Below are 25,493 nucleotides of genomic sequence, written 5' to 3' on the forward strand. Positions count from 1 at the left end.
AATGTACCTAAACTGTCATTCTTTTCATTCCCTGCGTTACGGCACCATTCCGCTGTTGGATCTTATCCAGCAGGCTGTTGTTTGTGGGGTTAAGACAATGGCGTTAACGGACATCAACACGGTTACTGGTATTTATGATTTTACAAAAGCCTGTAACGAAGTTGGAATTAAACCAATCGTCGGAATAGAATTTCGCTGCAACCATCAATTGCGGTATATAGGTTTGACTAAAAATGCAGATGGGCTCGCCGAAATGAACCGTTTTCTGACCCATCATAATTTTGAAGGTACTGCTTTACCGTTGGCAGCACCTTCATTTAATAACGTCTGTATTATTTATCCTTTCGAAAATAAGCCAGCGGAATTAAAAAAACATGAATTTATAGGGATTACTCCCGATCAGCTTCCCAAATTGTTTCTTCAAGAATGGAATTCTTGGCTTAGCAAAATGGTGATTTTACAATCTGTTACCTTTCGAACTAAAAGAGAATTCAACCTGCATAAAATTCTTCGAGCTATTGATACCAATGTGATTTTGTCCAAATTGACTGTGGACGATTATTGCAAGACCTCAGAAGTAATGATTCCTTTGGAGGAATTGCTTTCGAAATTTGAAGAGTATCCACAGATCATCGAAAACACACAGAAACTGATGGAGCAGTGTCATTTTGAATTCGACTTCAAAACACCCAAAAACAAAAAATACTATTCTGGAAGCCGGGAAAGCGACATGCAGCTTTTGACCAAGTTGGCTCATGAAGGAGTATTAAAAAAATACGGTGCCAATAATCCGCAAGCGTTAGCAAGAGTAGAAAAAGAATTAAAGGTAATCGATCAACTGGAATTCAGCGGCTATTTCCTCATCACCTGGGACATCATCCAATACAGCATGAGTCAGGGCTTTTTGCACATTGGTCGGGGCAGCGGTGCCAACAGTATCGTGAGTTATTGTCTAGGAATAACGGACATCTGCCCTATTGAACTCGATTTGTATTTTGAACGGTTCCTGAATGTAAACCGCAAGAGTCCGCCCGATTTTGACATTGACTGGTCCTGGAAAGAACGCGATACCATTCTCCGATATATTTTTGATACCTATGGCGCGGATCATGTTGCTTTCTGTGGAACCAATGTGGAATTTAAGTACCGCTCCATATTTCGGGAAGTGGGTAAAGTTTTTGGATTACCCAAAGAGGAATTAGATGCTTTGGCTAAAAACCCAATGGCATTACATGATAAAAATCAAATTGTAAAGCTAGTGCAGGAATACGGTATGCTACTCGAAAAATACCCCAACCAACGCAGCATGCATTCCTGCGGTATATTGATTTCGGAAGAACCCATTACCAATTACACACCTTTGGAAATGCCTCCGAAAGGATTTCCAATAGTGTTGTTTGATATGCACATTGCAGAGGACATCGGTTTTGAAAAGTTTGATATTCTGAGCCAGCGCGGGATTGGTCATATTGATGACAGTGTAAAATTAATCGAGAAAAATCAGGGGATTAAAGTCGATATCCGAGATACTGCTATATCAAAAAATGAGGCGAAGGCGAATCATTTTCTAAGCCACGGAAAAACCATTGGATGCTTTTATATCGAAAGCCCCGCCATGCGTGGCTTATTGCGCCGACTGAAATGTGATAATTACAAAACTCTAGTAGCGGCCTCCTCCATTATCCGTCCGGGTGTCGCCCAATCGGGTATGATGAAAGAATACATTTTCAGGCACAACCATCCGGATCGTTTCGAATATTTTCATGACGTTTTTAAGGAACAACTTGGAGAAACGTATGGGGTTATGGTCTGGAAAAACCAGTCAAATTGACCATCCTATTCCAGTGCAAATTGACCACCAGTTTCGGAGCAAACTGACCACCACTTTCCAGTTCAAATTGACCACCTAATTTTGGGGTACAATTGATCATCAAAAACTACTTACTTTTTCATGTTGTTAGCACCATACATTCGTTAAAAAAAGACGGATTATGGCAAACAAAATAACAGACATGAGTAAAATTAGAAAAGCAATTAAGTTCTACTGTAACGGAAAAAGTAAGTTATTCATAAGTAAGTACTTATCTCTTTCTAGAAATACGGTAAAGAAGTATATTTCTTTATTTGAAGTGCTAGGATTAAGTTTTGAAGTAATTAGTGAAAAAACTGATGCTGAGTTAGAACTTTTGTTCTCACACACTACCGTGGAATCAATCAGTCCCAAACTGCAGCTTCTTTATGATTTTTTTCCTAAAATGGAACGCGAACTAAAAAAAGTTGGCGTTACCATACAGCACATGTGGGAGCAATATATTGTCCTAAATCCTAATGGTTACCGAAGCTCGCAATTTGGACATCATTATAAAATATGGAGCAAACGAGTCAATCCAGTGATGCACATGAATCACAAAGCGGGTGATAAAATGTATGTGGATTATGCTGGAAAAACACTCTCCATCATTGATAAAGACACGGGAGAAATTAAAGAAGTACAATTTTTTGTAGCCATATTAGGAGCCAGTCAATACACCTATGCCGAAGCTTCCATGAGCCAACAAAAGGAAGATTTTGTTACATCGGTAGAAAATGCTATGCGTTTTTTTGAAGGTACTCCTGCGGCAATTGTTCCGGATAATTTAAAATCTGCAGTGATAAAAAGCAGTCGTTTTGAACCCACCATTAATGAAACCTTGGCTGATTTAGCCGAACATTACCAAACTACAATCTTGCCTGCCAGGGCTTATAAACCCCGAGACAAATCATTGGTTGAAGGAGCTGTTAAGATCTTGTATCGAAGGATTTATGTAAATCTAAAAGAAACTAAATTCTTTTCTCTGGAAGAATTAAACCAGCAAATATGGGATTTATTGGATGCTCATAACAGTCGAAAACTCACAGGACGTCCGTACTCTCGGATAGAATTATTTTTAGAAGATGAACAACAAAAACTAAGTCCATTACCACAAGAACGTTTTGAAATCAAATACCAATCCTTTGCAACAGTAATGCAAAATGGGCATGTTCAATTAAGTGAGGACAAAAATTACTATAGCGTTCCGTATCAATATGTCAAGAAAAAAGCGAAACTATTGTATACCAAATCAACGGTAGAGATCTATCACAAATACAATCGAATAGCCATCCATCCAAGGAATTACAAACCTTATATCTATACCACAATCCCGGAACATATGGCTAGCACGCATCAATTTGTAGCTCAGTGGAGTGCTGCCCGCTTCATTGATTGGGCCAGTAGTATTGACGAGTCAGTAGCAGAATATATTATGCAAATAATTGAAAGTAGAAACCATCCTGAACAGGCTTATAAAAGTTGTTTGGGAATATTAAACTTCGAGAAAAAGGTAGGGAAAGAGCGATTAATAAATGCCTGTAAGCGGGCACTTGATTTTAAAATTTACAATTTTAAGACCATTCAAAATATTTTAGAAAACAACTTAGATCATATCGAATTTGAACAAGAACCTGAGCAGGAACTTCCAATTCACGCTAACATAAGAGGAAAACAGTATTATAATTAAATTAAAACACAGTAATCATGAATGAATCCACAGTAACAAAAATGAAACAAATGAAGCTTTACGGCATGCACAATGCTTTTAAAACAGCCATTGAAAGCGGAAAAACAGACCATTACACGCTCGATCAGTTTGTATCGATGCTTATTGATGCCGAATGGGATGAAAGGCACAATCGGCGTATTGCCCGCAGTATCACCAACGCCCGATTCCATTACAAATCAAATATTGAAAGTATCAATTTTGACCAAACCCGTAATCTGGATCGAAATACCATACTGCGTCTGGCAGAATGTGAATTTGTCGAAAAAAATGAAAACATTTTAATAACGGGAAGCACTGGTGTAGGCAAAAGTTATTTAGGCACAGCATTAGGTTATCAAGCCTGTATCCAAGGTTTTAAAGTAAGTTATTTTAATACTTCGAAGCTGTTTGCTAAATTAAAAATGGCCAAAGCAGATGGTTCTTACCTGAGAGAATTGGCCAAAATAGAACGGCAAGATGTTATTATATTAGACGATTTTGGACTCCAAGCTTTGGATAGCAGTAACCGAATTACCCTTTTAGAGATCATTGAAGACAGGCATAATAACGGTTCTATCATTGTAACCTCACAAATCCCAGTGCAAGGCTGGTATGACATCATTGGAGAAAAAACCATAGCTGATGCAATTTTGGATAGGCTGATACATCAATCTCATCGACTCGAATTACATGGAGAATCTATGAGAAAAAAAAGAGGGATAAACAAAGGATAATATTTAAGTATATTTGAACACTAATTAACAGATGAAAAAGAGTAGTTTTTAATGAAAAATGGGGTGGTCATTTTGCCCCGGAATTGGGTGGTCATTTTGAATTGGAATCAGGTGCTCACTTTAAATTGGAATTGGGTGGTCAATATCACTGGAATTTGCACAATACTTTTAAAGTGCGAGTTTAAAGAGGGAAAGCTTAAATCTAAGTACCAAAAGAATTTTAGGTTTGGGTTGAGGTTTGATATAGAGGGGATTGTTATTTTATATAATTCCCTTTTTTATATATCAAGGTAGAGTTAAACACATCAGCACTAAAATTCTGATGGGGGAAGTGTCTCTGATAAGAGTACTTCTCGGTGTTTTTCTATCCTAACACAATGTTTATTTCAGTTTTGGGATAACAAAAGGCAGCTTGCTTTTAGCAGGTAGTTAAGGTGGTTTGGTAACGGTTGTACATAAAAAAATCGTTCTCATAATTTATAGGTTTATGGTTATGGAACGATGTATTTCGTGGTATGAAGCATCTTTGCAGAAAAAGCAAGGAGCGGTCTCACACTTTCAATCCGTGGGTGTCCTACGACCCTTACAATAATTAATAATTATTGTATGCAATTGAAAGCATATGTGAGAACCGCTCGCATGCCGTATACAAAAGTAAGAAACTTTTTGACATGGAGCGATTTCACGATACTCTCGTCTGCTAAATAGGACTTTACGGAACGAGAAAACATCGTTTAAATTATGCCAAAAGAGGCTAATTGTCAATTCGCTAGAACAAATATACTAAAATTATTTAATACACCAATATATAGGTGTAAAATTTCACGAAATTAATGATGAAAATTACAGAATATACCATATCGCAATTTGATTTTGACCTGATAAATCATATAAAAACGCTTAGGCTAGAGAAAAAAATCTCACAAGAACAGTTAAGTATAAGTATGGGATTAGCTCGCAGTTTTGTAGGCAATGTGGAGAATATTAATGAATCACATAAGTATTCAACTCGCCATTTAACTTTATTAGCCAGAGCTTTTGGGTATAAAAATATTTCAGACCTGATGAAGTTCCCTACTCCTCAATATGATAGAATTAAAGTAACCGTAAAGCAAACTATGAATGAAAGTGGCACTAAAGCTTTGAGTTCTGAGGTGGTGAAGATTGAGCATTTAAAATAATTATACTATAATTTAAATGTATTTACGGAAAACCGTAAAATATAACAGAAATAGTTTTAAAGCATTAGGCAGAGAATAAAATAGGACAAATAATTTGAGATTTGAAGTAGGAGAAACAACCCCAATAGTTAAAACTCTTACCATAATTGCTAAGGCTTTGATTTAATGTTAAAAAAGCAACTCTTTATAGGTTCTATATTTGAGCTATGGAATGTTACGAAATAATAGCACTGGTTTAATGTTTTCTTTCAAATACTTTTGAGACTCAAAAAAAACGTGGGAATCCAACTTAATAAGGAAAAGATGTCTGTTTGTATCATTTCGTGTAACTTTGTTCAAATAGTTCAAAACCTGAAATCCCCGTAAATTAGCTGATAAACCTAGGCTATATCCAAAAAGGGGAGAATAACTCTCCGCTTTTTGCTTATCATTTATCGATACAGTCAACAGTTGTAAATCTAAATTTCACACGTTCAAAATCGATAGTGCCTTTAACTAAATAAGAGGCACCTAAAGTGGTTTGTATATCACCTTTGCCTAAAATAAATTCGTTCCCTCGCTTTAGAAATGCCATTGGATTTTTATATGTTATTTTGTTATTAACGTCCCGAATAAATGTATAGCTGGCAAATAATGTATCTCCACGGAATTCTCCGGCGATTTTTCCAACCTTTTTCGGTCTATTAAAAAATTTCATCACCATATTCCCGGTTATTTTTCCGTTTTTTAAAGTATTCATTTTTAATTCAATAGTATCCTGTTCATACAGCGCTTTATAACATTGTACGCTTATCACTTTTTCAGCTTGGACTTGGGTAGCCTTAACGGTTTTTTCGTTTTGATTTTTTTTACAACTTTGGAATCCAATACAAGCAAACAGCAAACAAAAAAGGACTGGAGTTTTCATAATAGTAAAAATTTAGTTAATAAATATGGTAATACCTATTGCTAATTTACGCATAATTAACGTGTTATGAAAATTTCTTAATGACATTTAAATTGTAAATTATACTATTCAAACATAATCGTTGCTTTTTTTTCTTTCTTAATGCCCATCTGGAACTGTAGTATAATGGATCTAAAAACTTCAATAAAGGCCAAATGTTTGTCAATTTTCTTTTGACTAAAATTCGCTTTCTTGCTGTTGTGCGCTCTGCTTTTTGTACCGTCAATGGCGCTGGTTTCTCCGGCAATCAGATCGGCATCTTTCAAAAAAGAAACAAAGAGTTTAAATAGTTTTCTAAGCCCTGCTGGATTCTGCTTTCTAAAATCGGATATGCTGTGGTAATTGGGGCGAATATCTTCTAAGAGCCATTGTAATTCGATATTGCGAACACACTCTTTTTCTAATTTGCGAGAACTTCGCAGGCCATTTAAGTAACCGTATAAATAGATTTTAAGAAACAACTTAGTGTCAAAACTAGGGCGCCCTTCGGATTTTATAGTTTGCACCGTAAAACCAAGAGCTTCAAGTGAAATGTACTATACAAAGGCTTCAATAAAACGCACGGGGTTATCCAAAGCGATTTTATCTTCTAAACTGCTAATTTGTAATTGTTGACGCGATAATCCAGATATATGTTGCATATTTAAATGTACAATTTTTCTCTCTTATATCCAATATAAAATACTATATTTGATGCAAAAAAAAACGGAGGTTTTTTCACAGACTGACGTTGGCAGAAACCCTCGAGCTACACGAATTGCATAGAAACCTCCATAAAAAGATAACATTATCTAAAATAATGTAAAGATATTTCGCACTATTAAATACTTTTCAAATTTTGTATCTTGCGAACAGTAAATTTTAATGATGCTTAAAACAATTCAAATTATTGCATTACTTCAAGGACTTTTCGTCCTTTTTATTTTATATAACAATCGTAAGAGTTATAAGAACACAACTTTTTGGTTATTATTCGGCAGTCTATTTTCTATCGTTCTATATATTATTGGAGATGACAAGAATAATTTATTTGTTAATAACACCGATTGGTTTCTTTTCGATAACACACTTTTTATAACATTTTTATTTTTGTTTGTTAGGTATTTCAAAAGCAAAAAAGAAAAGTTCATAAAATCAGATTACTATTTTTTTATACCAAATATCATTTATCTAATTCTTGAAGTAATTGAAATAAAATTAATTCAAACTAATATAGTTATCGAAGTTTTAGAAGTATTTTGCGAATTAACTTTTATCATCTACTTATCACTAATTTTATTTTCCATAATTTCAAGTAAAAGAAAAAATTGGATTATATATTTCATTATTCCAATCATTATTTTGTTCGTTTTTTCACTCATTAATGATATTCTTAAAATCGTTGGATTATCAGAATTACCGTTTTTATCCGACCAAAACTTCAATTCATATCTTTTATTAGTTGTTGCGTTTTTATTCTATTTTATAGCTTTTAAGTTGTTTAATGGTAATAAAGAAATTTTACCTAAAGTAGAAATCGGTAAATACAAAAACTCAAATCTAAACGATGAAACAATTAATAAATATAAAACTGCTTTAATCAATGCAATGCAAATTGATAAAATATACCTTGATGGAAAATTATCCATACAAGATGTTTCAGATAAATTAAATATTCCGCGTCAATACATTTCTGAAGTTTTAAACGAACATATGAATAACAATTTTCAAGATTTCATAAATGAATATAGAGTGGAAGAATTTGTAAACCGCCTAAAAAACGACCAAAATAATAATCTTACACTTTTAGGAATCGCTACAGATGTAGGTTTTAATTCCAAATCTTCTTTTAATGCTACATTCAAGAAATTCAAAGGCTTAACACCAACACAATTCAAGAAAAATCTTTAGTAAAAAAAAATAATTGGTACAAATCAATCATCTTGCACTTATTTCATTTTTAGGAAAACACAATTACTTACGATATTTGCGAAATAATTAAAAGAACCCAAAATTATGTCGCAACTTAAATTAATTAAAAAGATTCTCTTTTGCATTGTTTTAACTATTTCAACGTACTCAATTAACGCACAAGTAAACGATACACTTTCATTTGTAAAATCAAAACGAATGTCAGATGATGACCTTGCAAAAAAACGAGAAGGAACTTTCATAACGGGTTTGCCTGACTTTTCATCAGATCCTGTAACAGGTTTTGGTTTTGGTCTTAGAAGTAATGTTTATTGGAACGGCGAACGAACAAATCCACTTTTCGCCTACACACCTTACTTGGCAAAACTAAAAGCTAATGCAGCATATTACACTTCAAACGCAAGAGAATTAATTCTATCGTTAGATGTGCCGTATTATAAAGGAACACGTTGGAGGTTTAAAATTGATTTTAAAGCACAACAAAATCCAGCAAATTTATATTTTGGCTCAACAGAATCAACGTTGGGCAATCTTCGATTGCCATCCAATGAAAACATTACTTTTTCAACATATGAAGCATTTGACAAAGCAAGAAAAACGCTAAGACCAGGTGGAATTGGAGAAGCAAGTTTTGTAACAGATGCCTTGTCAAACCGATTTAGAGAAACAGAATATATGCTTAATCTAAAAGGAGATTACGCAATAGGAAACGGAAAATGGCGAGTAATGGGCGGTTATGAAATTCAAAATTTAAGTTATAAAACTTTTGAAGGAGAATCAGCCGAGGCTATTAATCCAACAACTGGAGAAGAAACAACAGCGCCAAATGGACTATCACTTTTAAGAAGAGATTTTAATCAAGGCTTAATATCTGGCTTAAATGGTGGTTGGATTTCAATTTTACAAACCGCATTAATTTATGACACAAGAGATTTTGAACCCGACCCAACCAAAGGTTACTATTTTGAAATAGCAAACGAATATTCTAGCAAATATATTGGCTCACAATTTGACTTCAATAAACTTTTTATTCAAGCAAGAGGATATCAAAAGTTACCTTTTGGAAAAAGAACTGTTGTCGCTGGAAGATTTGGAGTTGGTAACATTTTTGGCTCGAATACCCCATTTTTTGAATTTCAAGACCAATGGAGTCCAGAAGGTAGCATCAATGCACTTGGTGGAAAGCAATCGTTGCGAGGTTATCGAGCAAATCGGTTTTTAGCACGTTCTATGTGGTTCACAAATATTGAATTAAGATATAGAATTGCAGAAACAAAATTAGGAAAACAAAGATTTGCTTTCGGTGTCGCACCATTTTTTGATGCAGGAACAGTAAGAGACGAATGGCAAAATCTAAACTTTAAAAACATTCGTTACTCGTATGGTTTAGGTGCAAGAATTGCTTGGAATCAGTCCACAATTTTATCATTTGATTACGGAATGTCAAAAGAAGATAAACTCTTCTACATCGGCATAGGTCAAGCTTTTTAACAAATTAGTTTGGTATTATTTGTAAAGATTTTGGAGATATAAAAACATTGTATGTTACAAACAGAAATATAAAACTACCTAGCCTGATTTATATTTATTGCTATCGCAATTATATATATCCGACTTACATTGATTGAAACCCGCAACCTAATTATATAAGGATTGCAAAACAGAACGGAAACAGAAAGAATAAAGGGCATCTGCCAACAGCCGTAGCTGTTGCGCAACCTCATTCAAAAACTAAACTTTCAAAATAAGTATAAAAAACAACCTCGTTTAAGCACATTTAAGCGAGGTTTGTTTTTGGTTTTAAGTTGTAGTTTTTAAAAAATAAGCCACTTAAAAACAAGTATTTCAAGTCATAAAAAGCTGTTTTTACAGAAGTGGGTGCTTTTGTTTGTATTTCATTTACAACTCCAGCTTTTGTTTTTGTTTTTTTGGTGATAAACTTCAAATATTTCTTCAAATTATAGGTTAATGCTGCCATCAAAACGTGTTTGTTAGCTTGCTTGATTCCTCTTGTATTTACTCGCTTCATATTGGTAAAATTGACCAATGTTCCAATTACAGGTTCTACTGTTTTACTTCTCACGCGTACCATTTTCTTGGCATAGTGTGGATTTTGGGTGAGTTTTAAGTGCATTCTGTCGTAGTGTTCTTTGTGGATGCTGTCGTCTATCTTTTTAAACTTGGTGCTTTTTCCGCAGCATTGTTCTCGTAGTGGACAGTTTTTGCAATCGCTCTCACTACTGCGATAGGTACGTTTGGTGTAGCCTTTGCTATCGATTTTTTCGCCTTTAAATACTAAATTAGCTTTGTTTCCTCCTGCTTTTATACATTCGTACTGATGCAATTCTTTGTTGAAAATAAATCCTGCTCTCTCAGGTTTGTATTGCCCAAAGTTTGGAATGTAGGCATTGATGTTTTTTTTGGTTCAAATACTTTAAAGCTTCTCCACTACTGTAACCTCCATCGGCTAAAAGTTCTTCTAATTCAATGCCGTTTTCTTGTAAATTTCCCTCTGTTAGTTCAACTTTTTTTTCTAAACATTGACTATCGCGTTTGTCTGCAAAATCAGAACAAGCTCCTGTTATTAAGTGATGAGCATCGTCAACAGCGATTTGTCCAAAATAGTTTAACTGTCTTGCCTTTCCTGGTTTTACACTTACCCTGGCATCAGAATCTGTGAGTGAATAATGGGTATGATTCGATACATATTTTGGACGTATTAAATTCCCGTATTCATCTACTCTATCGCCTTTTTGATTGGCATTAGGCATTCCTTTATAGGCTTCTTGTTTCCAAGCGTGGTGTTGTTCCACTAGTTTCTTTCTGGTGCTGGTTGTTTTGAACTCGCTATTCTCTTCCAATTCATTTACAAAAGCACTGGCATCTTCCAATACTTCTTTCTCAACTAAACTATCCATAGAAGCATTGGCTTTGATAAAAACGCTATCCACGGCTTGACGTTTGCCTCGAATCATCCCTTTGGAAACACATATCCTTAAAACGGCTTTGAATAAGGTTAAAAATACTTCTTCGCCATACAACTGACGGGTTCTACTAATTGTGCTGTGCCAAGGTAAGGCTTCATCAATGTCATACCGGATAAACAAACGAACATCTAAACAATTGGAGCAATATTCTATGAGTTTTCTATCCGAATTGATATTGTTTAAATAGCCTACCAAACAGATTTTGAAAAACACAACAGGATCAATACTTTCTTGTCCTTCCTCTCCATAATACTGGGCTGTGGCATAGTTAAAAATACTATTTTATTTATTTTTTCGCAAGTTTTTTTTGATATATTTGTTGTGGTGTGCAACAAGCACAGCCGTTTCTCGCAATTGCGAATTTTGTGGTACGTTCACGTTTAAGTTTCGTAAGAAATTTTATCTTTGAAAGAAAATAAGTAGTTCCGAAGCTCGCAACCTCGCCAAGCGCCGGAACGTCAGGCCATGAAAAAACTAAAAAGAACCTCTTGAGAATCCCATATTTGAGATTGTTCTTTGGTAGCCCTCCGAATACTCTCTAGATTTGAAGAGGTTTTTTCACAGCCTGACGTTAGGTGCAAGCGTAACCACACGAAAACTACAGCATCCCAACCAATAAAAGTTATCTTTGCAAGTGGACAAGCCGAACACCACATTAAGAAGTAGGCAAAAGAAAAATAAATAGAATGACAATGAACAAAAAAATGATTTACGGTTTAATCGTAATAGCTGGTTTAGCAACATCCTGCAACCAAGCAACAGACAAAGTAAAAGAAGAAGCAAACAAGGTAATTGCTCAGACAAACGAAAGCGTTCAGAAAACAATTAACGACTTAGGGTTGGTTTATGTTGAAGAAGGAGCACAAACGATTATTACTTACGAAGAAGTAAATGCTGCACAACAAGCCTGGTGCGATGCTTTGGTAAAAATTGGACAATTGAAAGAAGAGGGTGGAGATTACAAAGCCTTTGCAAATGAAGTACTGTCTTCAGCTTACAATTATGACAACGGTAAAGTATTTTTTAAACCAACATTAGCCTATGGCGACCAAACTTTTAGAAACGACAAAAAGGGTGCATTAGCCTATTTTATAGGTGGCGACCCTGACTATCCGAACGACAAAGGCTTTGCATTGACACCGTGGGTTAAAGCAAGATATGACAATGCTGGAGAGAAAAACGAAGGCATACAAATTTACGGTTCTGTAGCAATTACTATGGGTAATGTATGGGTAACAGGTAAAGACGGTAAAGAAGTAATGGTTGACAAAACTTGGGTTTTCAAAAAAGGCAAAGACGGAAAACTTAGAATTATTGTGCATAAATCAGCCCTTCCTTTTACTCCACAAACTAAATAATTAACTAAAAGGGCTGAGCTTAGCTCAACCCTTTTAATACTTTCCCAATTTATGCTAAAAAGATACATAATTATAATCATTTTTCTTTCCTTAAGTAATACTTCATTTTCCCAAAATACAAGAATAACAAACCGTAATTCCATTGGGTGGTATAATTATTTTGGCACATTTAAACTCAACAACAAATTTGGACTGCATACGGAATATCAATTTCGCAGAAACGATGTAATAACAGAATGGCAACAAAGCTTGCTACGAGTTGGGGTGAATTATCAACTCAATCCAAAAATTCAATTACGAGTTGGTTATGCTTGGATAGAAACTTTTCCCTATGGTGAAATCCCAATAAATGGAATGGGAAAAGATTTTACTGAACATCGCTTATTTCAAATGGCAACAATAACTGACAAAGCAGGTATTGTGGATTTATCGCACCGTTTTATGCTTGAACAGCGTTGGGTTGGTAGGTACTCCAATGCCAATTTGAACAAAGAAGATGAATATCCTTTGCTTAACAGGTTTAGGTATATGTTTCGTTTACAAGTCCCTTTAAAAGGAAAAGAAATAAAAGATAAAACACCATACTTAGCCATTTATGAGGAAGTGTTTATTGGTTTTGGTGAAAACGTAAATGAAAATATTTTTGACCAAAACAGGTTAGGTGTTTTAATGGGTTACCGATTAAATCAAAATATACGATTAGAGGCAGGTTATTTAAATCAAATCCTTCAACTTGGGCGTGAAGTAAATGGTAGAAATGTTTTTCAGCAGAACAATGGATTTATACTAAATGCAAATTTCAATATTGACTTAACAAAAAAACAATAATATCCAATGAGCGAATTCATAATACCACTTATTACCCTTATATCTTTAGAATTAATTTTGGGGATTGACAATATCATCTTCATCTCCATCCTTACAGACAAACTACCACCCGAACAAAGAAACAAACTTCGATATATGGGGCTTGGCTTGGCTGTGGTTTTTAGGCTTATATTATTAGCTGGTATAGCTTGGATATTAAAGTTAGACCAAACACTTTTTACGATAATTAATATAGACATCTCTGGAAAAGGAATAATATTAATATTAGGAGGTTTGTTTTTAATATGGAAAAGCACAAAAGAAATATACCACAAAACAGAATTAGCTAACAATCCTGAAAAGGCAAAAACATTAAACGGTAATTTTAGAAAGCTACTTTTAGAAATCATTATATTGGATTTAGTTTTTTCTATTGATAGTATTATTACAGCAGTAGGTATGGTAAAAGAACTTTGGATAATGTATGTGGCAGTTATTGTTAGTGTCGTTATAATGCTTATTGCATCAAAACCAATAAGTGAGTTTATACAAAAGCATCCTTCATTCAAGATTTTGGCACTATCTTTTTTAATTATGATAGGTATCGCTTTGTTAGGCGAAGGATTGCATTTTGAAATTCCCAAAGGATATATCTATTTTTCAATGGCATTTTCCTTTATTGTAAATTTTATACAAGTAAAAACCCATACAATGCCTAATAACGAGCTTGCAAAATGAAATTACTACCAGTAGAAATTATTCAAATAAATCAAAATAAAATAGATGAAATTGACAAAATCATAAAGTCAATTTACCGTCTTATTATTTATAGTAGGCACCACCTTGACGATGACCTTTTAGACATTTATTTAGCAGGCTATCATAATCTTAAAGAACTCGTTGGCATCAAAAATGCCCAAATGGAAGCTCAAAACGAAGAAGAAGCCAAAGAGTATTTATTAAATTTAAAAGTATCGCTGGATTTTGTTGTTGAAGAAATAATTTTACAAAACAATTTTGAAAAGGAAGTTCAGTTATTTCAGCTGTTGCGTTTAGTTTCCCCTGAAACAAATGCCATTCACCCCAACCGATACAGGCAAACTCTTGTTCAAGTAGGCGGACATATTTGTCCCGAGCCAACAATAGTTGCTCATTTGGTTTCCGAGCTATTTTATAAAATTCAATCAATTCAAAACCCTATAATAAGGGCTATTTACTTTCATCACGAGTTAATAAGAATACACCCTTTTGTAGATGGTAATGGACGTGTAACAAGAATTGCCAAAAACTGGATGTTGATGTATGACTTATACCCTCCTATATTTATTAATGATGCTTCACAAAAAAAGGAATACATAAACACATTGAGTAATAGTTTCAAAGAACTTATGAAACAACCCGACAAATGGAACAACTACACTTCACAGTTTTTTGAACAAGAACTTGACCGCTTATTATATAATGCCAAAATGCTTTATGAGAGCATTAACCTAACTGGGCAAAATAGAGAAAAACAAATAACAAAACAATAAGAATGGAAACGTATAAAATTCAAATAATTGAAACAATCATAGCTGTAATTAGCTTTTTTGCTGTAAAAATAATTTTAATGTATTTCGTTAAACTAACAATTAAAAACTCATACTTCAAAAATGCTGAACAAAATGATGTTTTAAAAGTAATCAGACTAATATTAATGGTCGTACTTTGTATTATCATAGTGGCTATATGGAGTGTTAAGCAAGAAAACATTTTAATATTTGCAAGTTCGTTACTTACTGTTTTTGGTGTAGCACTTTTTGCTGAAATGTCCATTCTTACGAATATTACAGCTTGCCTAATTCTTTTTTTCCAACACCCAATAAAAGTTGGTGATACCATAGCAATAACTTTTGAAGGGAAAGAAACTGAAGGTGAGCTAATAGATATTACTTACTTTTTTATCTTCATAAAAACGCCAAACAGAGGAGTATTAACAATCCCAAATGCCTTACTATTAAAAAGTTCATTTTTGGTAGTAGAAAAATCTATCAAAAATGAAGTTAATAAATAACAAACGAACGATACTATTTCTATTGAGTTTTATGATTTATCCTACGATAACTTATGCACAGCAATTCGATTTAGGCTCTTGGAATATATTAAATATCAAATACAATCACAATGACAAACTAAGCTTATTTGGCGAAGCACAATTGCGTTCATTAAAATTTTACAACGACTTTCACTATTACGAATATAAAGGCGGTATAAACTACAAAGTTCATAAAAATGTAAATTTGACATTAGGAGCAGGTAGCTACCAAACATATAAAGAAGGAGGCAATTTTGTTCTACCAAAAAATAATGACGAATTTAGACTTTGGCCACAGGTAATACTTTTTCAATCAGTCGGTAAATTTAAAATAGAACAACGATACAGAGCAGAATTGCGATGGACGAGCAATGGCTACCGTAACCGTTTTCGTTATAGATTAGGTGCATCTTATCCATTTGGGAAAGAACGAAATGGGTACAAACCTTTTCAGACAAGCATTAGTAACGAATTGTTTTTTACCGACAACGAGCCTTACTTTGAACGGAACAGAATACAAATGACACTGAACTATAAACCTTCAAAAGGCTCAACAATCCAATTGGGGTACTTACATCAGTTCGACTATAAAATAAATGATGAAACAGGTCGGGACTTTCTTGTAGTAGGTTTTTATTTTGAACTGTTCCGAAAATTGGCAACAAAAATAGAAACAGAAAATGAGCTTAAAGACAATTGACAATATGAGAACGCCAGTACCTAACAGCTAAGCTTTCGTTGCGTGCGTAGCACGAACAATGAAAGCTGTGTTGAACGGAACCACTCTACATCCATACCTTATGGGTTTTTCGATAAATGTGTAAGAAGAATTTCAAGAGGCATCAACGCTAGCTTTTTTTAGGCTAGCGTTTGGCGTTATGATGGTTTTAAGTCTAATACGATTTGTGAGTTACGGTTGGATTGATAAATTTTATATCCAACCCCAATTTCACTTTACGTATTATGGTTTTGAGTGGGTAAAGCCTTTAGGAATTTATACTTATTTATTGTTTTTTATTTCAGGATTAGCTGCCTTATTTGTCGCCATTGGATACAAATATAAATTATCGATCATTACCTTTTTCCTGAGCTTTACCTAAATAGAATTTATGGATAAAACCACTTACCTAAACCATTATTATTTTATTACGGTTGTGAGTTTTATAATGATTTTTCTGCCGGCAAACGCCTATTTTTCTGTTGATGCCTATAGAAATCCAAAAAGTGCCTTTTAGAAAATCCCGAGTTGGACTATTGATATTTTAAAATTGCTGTTAGGAATTGTCTATTTTTATGCAGGTATAGCAAAACTCAATTCCGACTGGCTTTTTAAAGCCATGCCACTCAAAATATGGTTGCCAAATAATTCAAATTTACCAATAATTGGTTCTTTATTAAACGAGAATTGGGTGCATTATGCTTTCAGTTGGACAGGAATGATGTACGATTTAAGTATTCCTTTTTTATTACTTTATAAAAGAGCCCGATTATTCGCTTTTGTTTTAGTGGTAGTATTTCATATTTTGACTAGAATTCTTTTCCCAATTGGTGTTTTTCCATTTATAATGATTGTAAGTTCATTGCTCTTTTTTGATGCGGATTTTCATAAAAAGTGTTTCCTAACTGTTTCAAAATTATTCAATTTCAGTATAACTTTCTTTGAGAACGGAAAAGAAAAAATTCAGAATTTCAATGGGATTTATAAAATTAAAATCGCCTTTTTAACCTCTTTTATAACTTTCCAACTACTGTTTCCTTTTCGATATGTATTGTATCCAGACGAATTATTTTGGACAGAGGAAGGATTTCGGTTTTCGTGGCGCGTGATGCTTATGGAAAAAGCCGGTTATACACAATTTAGTGTTACCGATGCGAAAACAAAAGAAAATATAATGGTAGATAACAGTCATTTCTTAACCACTTTTCAGGAAAAACAAATGTCTTTTCAACCGGATTTTATTTTGGAATACGCACATTTTTTACACGATTATTACCAAAAACAAGGTATTTATAACCCGGAAGTTAGAGTAGAAAGCTACGTCGCTCTCAATGGAAGATTAAGTCAAAAATATATCAATCCAACAATAAATTTAACCAACGAAAATGAAACATTCCATCACAAAACTTGGATATTACCTTTTAACGATGAAATTAAAGGATTTTAGTTACATCCTGTTTTTATTGTTTACAATAGATAGTTTTTCCTAATATAAAATTTCAGGAATAACTACAGCTGACGATGGTAGAATACTGGCTTCCGTTGAAGTATATAATAGATCTTCCGGGACTAAATACCTATCTAACGCTAAAGGAGAGTTTTCAATAGAGTTTGACAAACCAGGCAATTATGAACTCGTTTTTTACAAAGAAAACTATGCCTTTTTAGAAAAAACAGTTTCAACATCCGAAGAAAGTATTGTTATTATTTTAGATAAAATCACCAACCTTTCGGAAGTAGTTATCAATAAACAAAAAGAAAAAATATTTGCACTTAATAAATTAAAAGATATTGATGAAACGGCCATTTATGCCGGAAAGAAAACCGAAGTAATCTCGTTAAACAAACTTACGGCAAACAAGGCAACCAACAATGCACGTCAAATATTTGCTCAAGTTGTAGGATTAACAATCAACGAAAGTTCAGATGGAGGTTTACAATTAAGTATTGGTGGACGTGGATTGGATCCAAACCGAACATCCAATTTTAATACCCGACAAAACGGTTATGATATCAGTGCCGATGTTTTGGGTTATCCCGAAAGTTATTATGCAACACCTACCGAGGCTCTCGAAAAAATTCAAGTAATTCGCGGTGCAGCATCATTGCAATATGGAACCCAATTTGGCGGATTAGTCAATTTTAAATTAAAAACGCCAAGCAAAAAACCATTCGAATTTACAACAAGAAATAGCATTGGATCTTATGGTTTGTTTACCAATTTCACTTCATTAAGCGGTACAAAAGATAAATTCAGTTACTATACCTTTTATAATTACAAGCAAGGAAATGGTTTTAGATCCAATTCTGAATTCGAGAGTAAAAATTATTTTGGAAATTTAAATTATCAATTAAACGATAAAACTTCCTTGCATTTGGACTACACTTATTTTAATTATCTAGCCCAACAAGCCGGCGGATTGACCGATGTGATGTTTAACGATAACCCTACACAAAGCAACAGAACCATGAATTGGTTTGCAGTAAACTGGAACTTATTTGCATTGCGCTTGAAACATAAATTTAATGCTAATGCCGATTTTTCACTGCAATTATTTGGGCTAGATGCTAGCCGCAAAGCTGTTGGATATCGTTCCAATAGAGTATCTAATCCTGATGTATTAGGAACGGAAAGAGATTTAATAGTAGGGGAATTTGTCAATTGGGGTGCTGAAGCACGATTTTTAAAACGGTACAGAATAAAAAACAACACCAGTGCTTTTTTAATTGGAGCCAAATATTACCAATCTGAAAATTCCGGAATTCAAGGTCCGGGAAGCTCCGGTAGTGATGCCAATTTTAATGTTGCCGATGCAGAATTCCCTTTTTATCAAAATCAATCCAATTATACATATCCGAACTTGAATGTATCTGTTTTTGGGGAGAATATCTTTAAAATAACACCTAAGTTCTCTATTACTCCAGGTTTTAGATTTGAAAAAATAAAAACACAAGCAGAAGGTTCTTATCGGAAAATAAATCTGGATTTAGCAGGAAATGTGATTTTAGACGAAACTAAGTTTGAGAATAATATAAAAGACCGAAACTTTGTTTTAGTAGGAGTTGGATTAAGTTATAAACCACGAAACAGAATTGAATTTTATGGAAATGTTTCACAGAACTATCGCTCTGTAACTTTTAATGATATTCGAACCGTAAGTCCAAGTCAGGTGATTGATGAAAATATTACAGATGAAAAAGGCTATACTTCGGATATTGGAATTCGCGGGCAAATAGGCGACAAAGTAACTTTTGACGCAAGTGTTTACGGATTGTATTATGATGATAAAATTGGTGAATATGAAACTAGAAATCCCAATGGTTCAGCAGCAATAGTACGATTCCGAGATAATATTGGAACAGCAGTCACGTATGGTTTTGAAACGATGTTCGATTGGAGTTTAAATAAAACATTTTTCAAACAAAACGACAACTTTTCTTGGAATGTATTCTCCAATATCGCTATCACCGATTCGGAATATTTAAAATCAGACGCACCAAATATTGAAGGAAATAAGGTAGAGTTTGTTCCGCTTTATAACATTAAGACAGGAATTGGGTATAAAAACTTTATTTCGAGTGTACAATTTACCTATGTTTCTTCTCAATTTACGGAAGCTAATAACAGTAAAACAGATGTAAATGACAATACGTATGGCATTTTTGGTCAAATTCCAGCCTATTATGTAGCTGATTTCTCCACCTCCTACAAATGGAAAAACTGTAAATTGGAAGCTGGAATCACCAACTTTACAAACAATAGTTATTTTACAAGAAGAGCAACTGGCTACCCAGGACCAGGAATAATACCTTCTGATACTAGAACTTTTTACACAACTTTAGAATTTGTGTTTTAGAGTAATAAAAGCTTACCCTGATCTTCTCCTAAAGTTGTTGGTAAGTATTAAAATCAGTAAATTACGGGAAGTTGCCTATGAGTATTTTACCGTTCTTTTCATCTCTCCATTTCTTGGACTTATATTTTATTAAAAACGAGTAACGGTACTTTGGCTTTAAAGGAATAATTGGCTGAGTTACTGGAGAAAAATATTTTGTCGAAAAAACTTCTGTTTTGTTGCGTGAACATAATCATCATGGAAGGTTTTGACTGCTTAATTACCGCCTCTATGTTTGAAATTAAACTCTTGGCCAGATTGATATTTTCGATATGCAGTTTAATATTATGCTTTGAATTTTTTTTTACCAATTCATCTATGGTGTTTTTGTTGGTTGTTATTTCGGCGGGGAAATTGAAATGGAGTATTTCAACTTTTGCCTTTAATGGCTTCGTGAATTCAATTACTTTTTTCAGTTCATTTTCAAGATTTACAAGATCGGAGGCGTAAATAACGCTCTTTATCTCACTTCGACGATAATTCTGGGGTACGGCTATAACAGGAACTGTTGAATGGGAGATTAGACTGGAAGTGTTTGTGCCGAATATTTTTTTCAGTTTTCCTGAGCCTCTGGTGCTGATGCAGATAAAACTGAATTTATTTTCCTGGGCATATTCCCGGATATTGCTGTCCGCAAGAACAGCACTATTTATTATACACTTCTTATTTATAGAAACAACATCCATGTCCCTATAAACCGATGCTACAAATTGGTTTAGTTTTTTTTGAATTTTATCCGCTTCTTTCCTTTCATAATCAGCAAAGGCAAGATTGCTTAACGACGTGAGATTTGCCATGTAGTAGGAATGAAAAAAAGTCAACTCAAATTTATGTTGGGATGCCAATTGAATGGCAAAACGCAAACCTGCTTTTGAATTTGAAGAAAAATCGGTGGTAACAAGAATTTTATCCATTATCTTTTATGTTAATTGTTATTATGGCAAAACACTATTCAATTGACCGATTAAATCTATTATCATCTCTTGCGAGACATCAATGATGCTGCAATGCTCAAGATTAAAATAACGAGAATTACCAACAAAGCAATTTGTATTGGCAATTTGTAGAAATCAGCCAGCAACATCTTCAGTCCAACAAATATTAATATCAAAGCAAGTCCCTTCGACAAATACCGAAATTTATCCATCATTCCCGCCAGTGCAAAATACAAAGAGCGCAAGCCAAGTATTGCAAACACATTTGAAGTATAAACAATAAAATGGTCTTGTGTGATTGCCAGTATTGCAGGAATGCTATCCGCCGCAAAAATCAAATCGGTGGTTTCAATCAACACCAATACTAAAAATAAAGGCGTTGCAAACCGTTTCCCATCTTGTTTTACAAAAAATTTACCACCATGCAGTTCATTAGTAACAGGCATTACTCTTCTGAATAATTTTATAAGGGGATTTTTTTCTGGCTCAATTATTATCTCCTTTTGCTTAAGCATCTTATATCCCGTATAAATCAGTATCGCCCCGAAAACATAAATCGTCCAATGGAATTTTTCGAGTAACGCGACTCCCGCAAAAATAAATGCAGCCCGCATTATTAAAGCTCCGATAATTCCCCAAAACAAAATTCTATGCTGATGGATAGCCGGAATTTTGAAATAAGAAAAAATTAAAACGAATACAAAAATATTATCTACGCTCAATGCTTTTTCAATCACATAACCCGTAAAAAACTCCAATGCTTTTACCTCGCCTTGCCAGTAATAAATAAGCCCATTGAAACACATGGCAAGTGTTATCCAAACCCCCGTCCAAATCATGGCTTCTTTAATGCTTACTTCATGCGCTTTGCGGTTAAACACCCCTAAATCCAATGCCAGCATCAGCAGTACAAATACGTTAAAACCAATCCAAAAACTCAAATCCGTTTGCATACTTGTACTTGTTTAATTTTTCGACTCCTCTTGTTTTACCAAATTCATTTGGTCGATTTTTACGGTTTACCAAAATGTTTGTCTATTGAATCTTACTAAAATACTTTTCTATAACGATGGTCTGACAGTCTGCGTCTACAAGCTGTTCGGGATTTACTTGTACAAACTGTATTGAACGAAAACGCTTCTTAAAGGTAATGAACTTTTTGGCAAATGCCTAACAAAATTTTATAGCATGAAAAAACTTGATGCTTGTATGAATCCTTTATAGTTTGTAATACCTATACTATTGATTATAGTCATATTTCATATTCTATTGTTTATATTCGGTTCGATTTTTTTTTCTATAATACTCTGTAAGTTTGACACAAATGTTGCGGCATAAAAACCTTGTTCAATACTCCAAACTGTATGACCTCTAAATTGTTCAAATTGTTGCTGTGTTGTTTCACAGTAATTGCCAAAGTAGTTTCATGAGTTCAGTGTTTATGTTTTTTTATTTCATCGGCATAAGGATCATATCCATCTTGTTTTAGGTTTTTGTTGATTGGTTCACAAAACATTTCATTTACTATGCTACAATCCATTCTTCCTCCTTGTAAAACACTTCTTGACAACAAGTTTTTCCTCGCATATAAAACATGTACTTCACAACAAGTATTACATCTTAACATTTTTAAAATATTTTCTTTGAATCCATTTTTCAACACTGATAATTATTAGAATTGAAAAAGCTACCATGGCTGACATCCCCCATGCCTCAGCTTTTAATGGAGATGAATGAAACCAACGATTCATAAATGGAAAATAAACAAAAGCGGCTTGAACAAACAGTACTGTTGCAATTCCGATATAAATAAATGGATTGGAGAAAAGCCCGATTTGATTGACTGAAAAATTAAGAGATCGGCAATCAATAAGGTAAAACACCTGAAATAAAACCATTGCTGTTACAGCCATTGTTTGAGCTTCCGAAATGGCCAGTGAGTGTTCCATGCCTCTGGACAGTTCAATATTATATTCCCAAAGAAATAATCCAATTGTTCCACCTGCCATTACCAGAGAAACCAGTGTCATCCTGAAAATTATCAAAGAACTTAATAAAGGTTTATTGGGCTTACGTGGAGGACGATTCATTACATTGGGTTCCATTGCTTCAAGTGCAAGCGGCAATGACAAGGCAACGGCAGTTATAAGATTGATCCATAATACCTGAACAGGCTGTATTGGGATGAGTAGAATTCCCCCTTCAGAGGGAAAAAATAACACGGCAATAAAAATAACCAATCCCAATCCTATACTTGTAGGCAGAAGAAATACAATCGATTTCAAAAGGTTATCAAATACTCTGCGTCCTTCTTCAACAGCAGCCTTTATACTTTCAAAATTATCATCGGCCAGGATAATGTCTGCCGCCTCTTTGGCAACAGCCGTACCACTGATACCCATAGCTACGCCAATATCTGCACGTTTAAGTGCTGGGGCGTCATTTACACCATCTCCTGTCATGGCTACCACTTCCCCGTTGGCCTGAAGGGCTTTTACTAGATTTAATTTATCTTCGGGGGATACCCGTGCGAAAATATTGGTGTTTTTTACTACCTCTTGAATCTCCTGGGCATTCAAATTCTGAAGTTCCTTTCCGGTGATAACCCTGTCTGCATTTATAAATCCAAGTTCCCTGCCTATTGCTGCGGCTGTTGCAGGATGGTCTCCGGTAATCATTTTCACCGTAATACCTGCATTATGACACGAATCGATCGCTTCTTTTACTTCCATCCTTGGAGGGTCACTTATGGCCTGTATCCCTAAAAAAGTAAAATCGCAAAGATCCTCTTCCGTAATGAGTGATGAATGTTCGCTATCCAACTTTCTGGAAGCGAAAGCCAATACTCTCATTCCTGTTCCTGCTAATTGTAAAGCCTCCGTTCGTACCTGTTCTGTGTCAAAGACAATGGATGAATTTTCACTATTTAATAAAAGTGGAATAACTGATTCAGGTGCGCCTTTAAGGTAAATCATTTTTTCTCCGGAAGGGGATAGATGGAGCGTAGCCATTATTTTTTTTTCGGAATCAAAGGGTAATTCATCCAACCTCCGCCATTTGCTTCTTAGTTCGTCCTCGTTTATTCCAAACTTTCCAGCTACTGCTATCAGGGCAACCTCTGTAGGGTCTCCTACTGATTTCCAATGACCCTCTTTTTTATGAAGTGTTGCGTCATTGCACAGTGCTGCAGCCTTAATAAGTTCACCAATTTCATCATCTGTTCCTTCTTCATCGGAATCATTTTTTAAAATTTTACCATCAGTATTAATGCCTACTCCTGTAACATTGAATTTTTGCTTTCCATTCCAAAGTACCTGAACGGTCATTTCGTTAAGGGTAAGCGTTCCCGTTTTGTCTGAGCAGATTACAGTGGTGCTACCCAAGGTTTCTACAGCAGATAAATGCTTGATAATAGCTTGTCTCTTTGCCATTCGCATAATACCGATAGCTGATGCAATAGTAATTACGGCAGGCAGTCCTTCTGGGATAGCTGCTACCGCAAGAGTAATGGCAAAAAATATTGCATCTATGAATGTATAATTACGAAATATTCCTATTAGAAAAACTAAAATACCAACAAGGATGATGGCATAGGTAATTCCCCGTGCAATTTTTTCAAGAGATTTTGTCAGTGGAGATTTGACTGATGTGGTAATTTGAAGAAGTGCGGAAATTTTACCAATCTCGGTTTTAATGCCTGTCAAAACAACTACGCCTTCTGCTGTGCCGGAAGTAATCAATGTGCCGCTAAAAACCATATTTTTACGATCAGCAACTCCTGCATCTGCGTCAATAATATCCGTGTTTTTTTCCACCGGCAAGGATTCTCCTGTAAGGATAGATTCATTACACTGCATATTTTTTACGAATGTGAGCCGCATATCTGCCGATACCTTATCGCCAGCCTGAAGCAATACATAATCACCGGGAACTAGTTCAGCAGCCTGAATATTCTTTTGCTTTCCATCTCTAATCACTGTAGCATTTTCCGGAATTAATTGGAGAAGCCCCTGAATGGTTTTTCCAGCCTGGTACTCCTGAACAAACCCGATAATGGCATTAATAATTATTACACAAAACACCACTATACCATCTGTGATTTTGCCCATAGTTATAGCAAGGATGGTAGCAGTAAGTAGAACATATATAAGCGGGTTAAGAAATTGCCTCAGCAAAATTTTAAAGGCACTTTCTCTACTTTGCCTGTAAATGATATTAGGTCCTTCCTTTTTCAAGCGCTTCCCAGCTTCTGTTGTACTAAGACCTTCAGAGGAAGTATCGAGACTCTCTAATACATTACTGTATGAAACTGAATGCCATTCTTTATTTTGGACTATGCTACTCATAAAATCTTCATTTATCGTTACTTAATTATCTAAAAAACAA

At 34.5% G+C, this 25,493-nt stretch carries 17 protein-coding genes and 3 pseudogenes; 14 read left to right on the top strand and 6 right to left on the bottom strand.

Going from position 1 to position 25,493, the window contains the following annotated elements:
• Position 1: 1 nt before the first annotated feature.
• From E0F91_RS09195 to E0F91_RS09210, 4 genes and pseudogenes are all read left to right on the top strand, one after another.
• Positions 2-1,816: pseudogene (locus tag E0F91_RS09195) on the top strand (PHP domain-containing protein); the annotation flags it as partial.
• Positions 1,817-1,991: 175 nt separating this feature from the next.
• Positions 1,992-3,539, top strand: a complete 1,548-nt coding sequence (istA, locus tag E0F91_RS09200) for an IS21 family transposase (protein ID WP_132066216.1) — start codon at positions 1,992-1,994, stop codon at positions 3,537-3,539.
• Positions 3,540-3,556: 17 nt separating this feature from the next.
• Positions 3,557-4,294, top strand: coding sequence for an IS21-like element helper ATPase IstB (istB, locus tag E0F91_RS09205; protein WP_113667236.1), 738 nt, complete (start codon positions 3,557-3,559; stop codon positions 4,292-4,294).
• 833 nt (positions 4,295-5,127) lie between these two features.
• Complete coding sequence (locus tag E0F91_RS09210; RefSeq protein ID WP_131909007.1) at positions 5,128-5,475, top strand: helix-turn-helix domain-containing protein; 348 nt, start codon at positions 5,128-5,130, stop codon at positions 5,473-5,475.
• Positions 5,476-5,902: 427 nt separating this feature from the next.
• Here the strand turns inward: E0F91_RS09210 and E0F91_RS09215 are convergent, their stop codons facing one another.
• The gene (locus E0F91_RS09215; protein WP_131909008.1) at positions 5,903-6,382 is read right to left on the bottom strand and encodes a hypothetical protein; all 480 of its coding nucleotides are present in this window, start codon (positions 6,380-6,382) and stop codon (positions 5,903-5,905) included.
• Positions 6,383-6,486: 104 nt separating this feature from the next.
• Positions 6,487-6,927 (bottom strand): transposase, encoded by a 441-nt coding sequence (locus tag E0F91_RS09220; protein ID WP_243698868.1) that lies wholly within the window; start codon positions 6,925-6,927, stop codon positions 6,487-6,489.
• 358 nt (positions 6,928-7,285) lie between these two features.
• On the opposite strand from E0F91_RS09220, the gene E0F91_RS09225 reads away from it, so the two are divergent.
• Together E0F91_RS09225 and omp85 are read left to right on the top strand one after the other, a co-directional pair.
• Positions 7,286-8,311 carry a helix-turn-helix domain-containing protein gene (locus E0F91_RS09225; protein WP_243698869.1) on the top strand — a complete coding sequence of 342 codons (1,026 nt, stop codon included), beginning with the start codon at positions 7,286-7,288 and terminating at the stop codon, positions 8,309-8,311.
• 105 nt (positions 8,312-8,416) lie between these two features.
• The gene (omp85, locus tag E0F91_RS09230; protein ID WP_099715225.1) at positions 8,417-9,823 is read left to right on the top strand and encodes an Omp85 family outer membrane protein; all 1,407 of its coding nucleotides are present in this window, start codon (positions 8,417-8,419) and stop codon (positions 9,821-9,823) included.
• Between the two features lie 286 nt (positions 9,824-10,109).
• On the opposite strand, the pseudogene E0F91_RS18200 reads toward omp85, so the two are convergent.
• A pseudogene (locus E0F91_RS18200) lies at positions 10,110-11,583 on the bottom strand (IS1182 family transposase); the annotation flags it as partial.
• A 428-nt stretch (positions 11,584-12,011) separates the two neighbouring features.
• Between E0F91_RS18200 and E0F91_RS09245 the strand changes: the two are divergent.
• The 8 genes and pseudogenes from E0F91_RS09245 to E0F91_RS09280 all read left to right on the top strand — a co-directional run bounded on the left by E0F91_RS09245 (position 12,012) and on the right by E0F91_RS09280 (position 20,133).
• A complete protein-coding gene (locus tag E0F91_RS09245; RefSeq protein WP_199074796.1) occupies positions 12,012-12,677 on the top strand; it encodes a hypothetical protein in 666 nt (221 codons plus the stop codon).
• A gap of 51 nt (positions 12,678-12,728) precedes the next feature.
• Positions 12,729-13,505, top strand: a complete 777-nt coding sequence (locus E0F91_RS09250; protein WP_099715223.1) for a DUF2490 domain-containing protein — start codon at positions 12,729-12,731, stop codon at positions 13,503-13,505.
• A gap of 6 nt (positions 13,506-13,511) precedes the next feature.
• Positions 13,512-14,222: a TerC family protein gene (locus E0F91_RS09255; RefSeq protein ID WP_099715222.1), complete on the top strand. Its 711-nt coding sequence runs from the start codon at positions 13,512-13,514 to the stop codon at positions 14,220-14,222.
• Positions 14,219-15,016, top strand: a complete 798-nt coding sequence (locus tag E0F91_RS09260) for a Fic family protein (protein ID WP_099715221.1) — start codon at positions 14,219-14,221, stop codon at positions 15,014-15,016. Before E0F91_RS09255 ends, E0F91_RS09260 begins: the two co-directional genes overlap by 4 nt.
• A gap of 2 nt (positions 15,017-15,018) precedes the next feature.
• The gene (locus E0F91_RS09265) at positions 15,019-15,537 is read left to right on the top strand and encodes a mechanosensitive ion channel domain-containing protein (protein ID WP_099715220.1); all 519 of its coding nucleotides are present in this window, start codon (positions 15,019-15,021) and stop codon (positions 15,535-15,537) included.
• Positions 15,521-16,258, top strand: coding sequence for a DUF2490 domain-containing protein (locus E0F91_RS09270; RefSeq protein WP_099715219.1), 738 nt, complete (start codon positions 15,521-15,523; stop codon positions 16,256-16,258). The genes E0F91_RS09265 and E0F91_RS09270 overlap by 17 nt, the downstream gene beginning before the upstream one ends.
• Before the next feature lie 178 nt (positions 16,259-16,436).
• Positions 16,437-17,723, top strand: a pseudogene (locus E0F91_RS09275) (HTTM domain-containing protein).
• Between the two features lie 385 nt (positions 17,724-18,108).
• A complete protein-coding gene (locus E0F91_RS09280) occupies positions 18,109-20,133 on the top strand; it encodes a TonB-dependent receptor family protein (RefSeq protein ID WP_315167353.1) in 2,025 nt (674 codons plus the stop codon).
• A 119-nt stretch (positions 20,134-20,252) separates the two neighbouring features.
• Here the strand turns inward: E0F91_RS09280 and E0F91_RS09285 are convergent, their stop codons facing one another.
• The 3 genes from E0F91_RS09285 to E0F91_RS09295 form a co-directional block, all read right to left on the bottom strand.
• Positions 20,253-21,086, bottom strand: coding sequence for a universal stress protein (locus E0F91_RS09285; protein ID WP_099715218.1), 834 nt, complete (start codon positions 21,084-21,086; stop codon positions 20,253-20,255).
• Between the two features lie 62 nt (positions 21,087-21,148).
• Positions 21,149-22,060 carry a TerC family protein gene (locus E0F91_RS09290; RefSeq protein WP_099715217.1) on the bottom strand — a complete coding sequence of 304 codons (912 nt, stop codon included), beginning with the start codon at positions 22,058-22,060 and terminating at the stop codon, positions 21,149-21,151.
• 660 nt (positions 22,061-22,720) lie between these two features.
• The gene (locus E0F91_RS09295; protein ID WP_099715215.1) at positions 22,721-25,453 is read right to left on the bottom strand and encodes a cation-translocating P-type ATPase; all 2,733 of its coding nucleotides are present in this window, start codon (positions 25,451-25,453) and stop codon (positions 22,721-22,723) included.
• Positions 25,454-25,493 lie beyond the last annotated feature (40 nt).

This window comes from Flavobacterium sandaracinum, assembly GCF_004349135.1.
In the GTDB taxonomy this organism is placed as follows: Bacteria; Bacteroidota; Bacteroidia; order Flavobacteriales; family Flavobacteriaceae; genus Flavobacterium; species Flavobacterium sandaracinum.

Excerpts from the sequence above, each read along its gene's own strand:
- E0F91_RS09270 (WP_099715219.1), top strand. The coding sequence starts at position 15,521 with ATGAAGTTAATAAATAACAAACGAACGATACTATTTCTATTGAGTTTT.
- E0F91_RS09295 (WP_099715215.1), bottom strand. The coding sequence starts at position 25,453 with ATGAGTAGCATAGTCCAAAATAAAGAATGGCATTCAGTTTCATACAGT.
- E0F91_RS09260 (WP_099715221.1), top strand. The coding sequence starts at position 14,219 with ATGAAATTACTACCAGTAGAAATTATTCAAATAAATCAAAATAAAATA.
- istB (WP_113667236.1), top strand. The coding sequence starts at position 3,557 with ATGAATGAATCCACAGTAACAAAAATGAAACAAATGAAGCTTTACGGC.
- E0F91_RS09250 (WP_099715223.1), top strand. The coding sequence starts at position 12,729 with ATGCTAAAAAGATACATAATTATAATCATTTTTCTTTCCTTAAGTAAT.
- E0F91_RS09265 (WP_099715220.1), top strand. The coding sequence starts at position 15,019 with ATGGAAACGTATAAAATTCAAATAATTGAAACAATCATAGCTGTAATT.
- omp85 (WP_099715225.1), top strand. The coding sequence starts at position 8,417 with ATGTCGCAACTTAAATTAATTAAAAAGATTCTCTTTTGCATTGTTTTA.
- E0F91_RS09285 (WP_099715218.1), bottom strand. The coding sequence starts at position 21,086 with ATGGATAAAATTCTTGTTACCACCGATTTTTCTTCAAATTCAAAAGCA.
- E0F91_RS09215 (WP_131909008.1), bottom strand. The coding sequence starts at position 6,382 with ATGAAAACTCCAGTCCTTTTTTGTTTGCTGTTTGCTTGTATTGGATTC.
- E0F91_RS09225 (WP_243698869.1), top strand. The coding sequence starts at position 7,286 with ATGATGCTTAAAACAATTCAAATTATTGCATTACTTCAAGGACTTTTC.
- E0F91_RS09290 (WP_099715217.1), bottom strand. The coding sequence starts at position 22,060 with ATGCAAACGGATTTGAGTTTTTGGATTGGTTTTAACGTATTTGTACTG.
- E0F91_RS09255 (WP_099715222.1), top strand. The coding sequence starts at position 13,512 with ATGAGCGAATTCATAATACCACTTATTACCCTTATATCTTTAGAATTA.
- istA (WP_132066216.1), top strand. The coding sequence starts at position 1,992 with ATGGCAAACAAAATAACAGACATGAGTAAAATTAGAAAAGCAATTAAG.
- E0F91_RS09210 (WP_131909007.1), top strand. The coding sequence starts at position 5,128 with ATGATGAAAATTACAGAATATACCATATCGCAATTTGATTTTGACCTG.
- E0F91_RS09245 (WP_199074796.1), top strand. The coding sequence starts at position 12,012 with ATGAACAAAAAAATGATTTACGGTTTAATCGTAATAGCTGGTTTAGCA.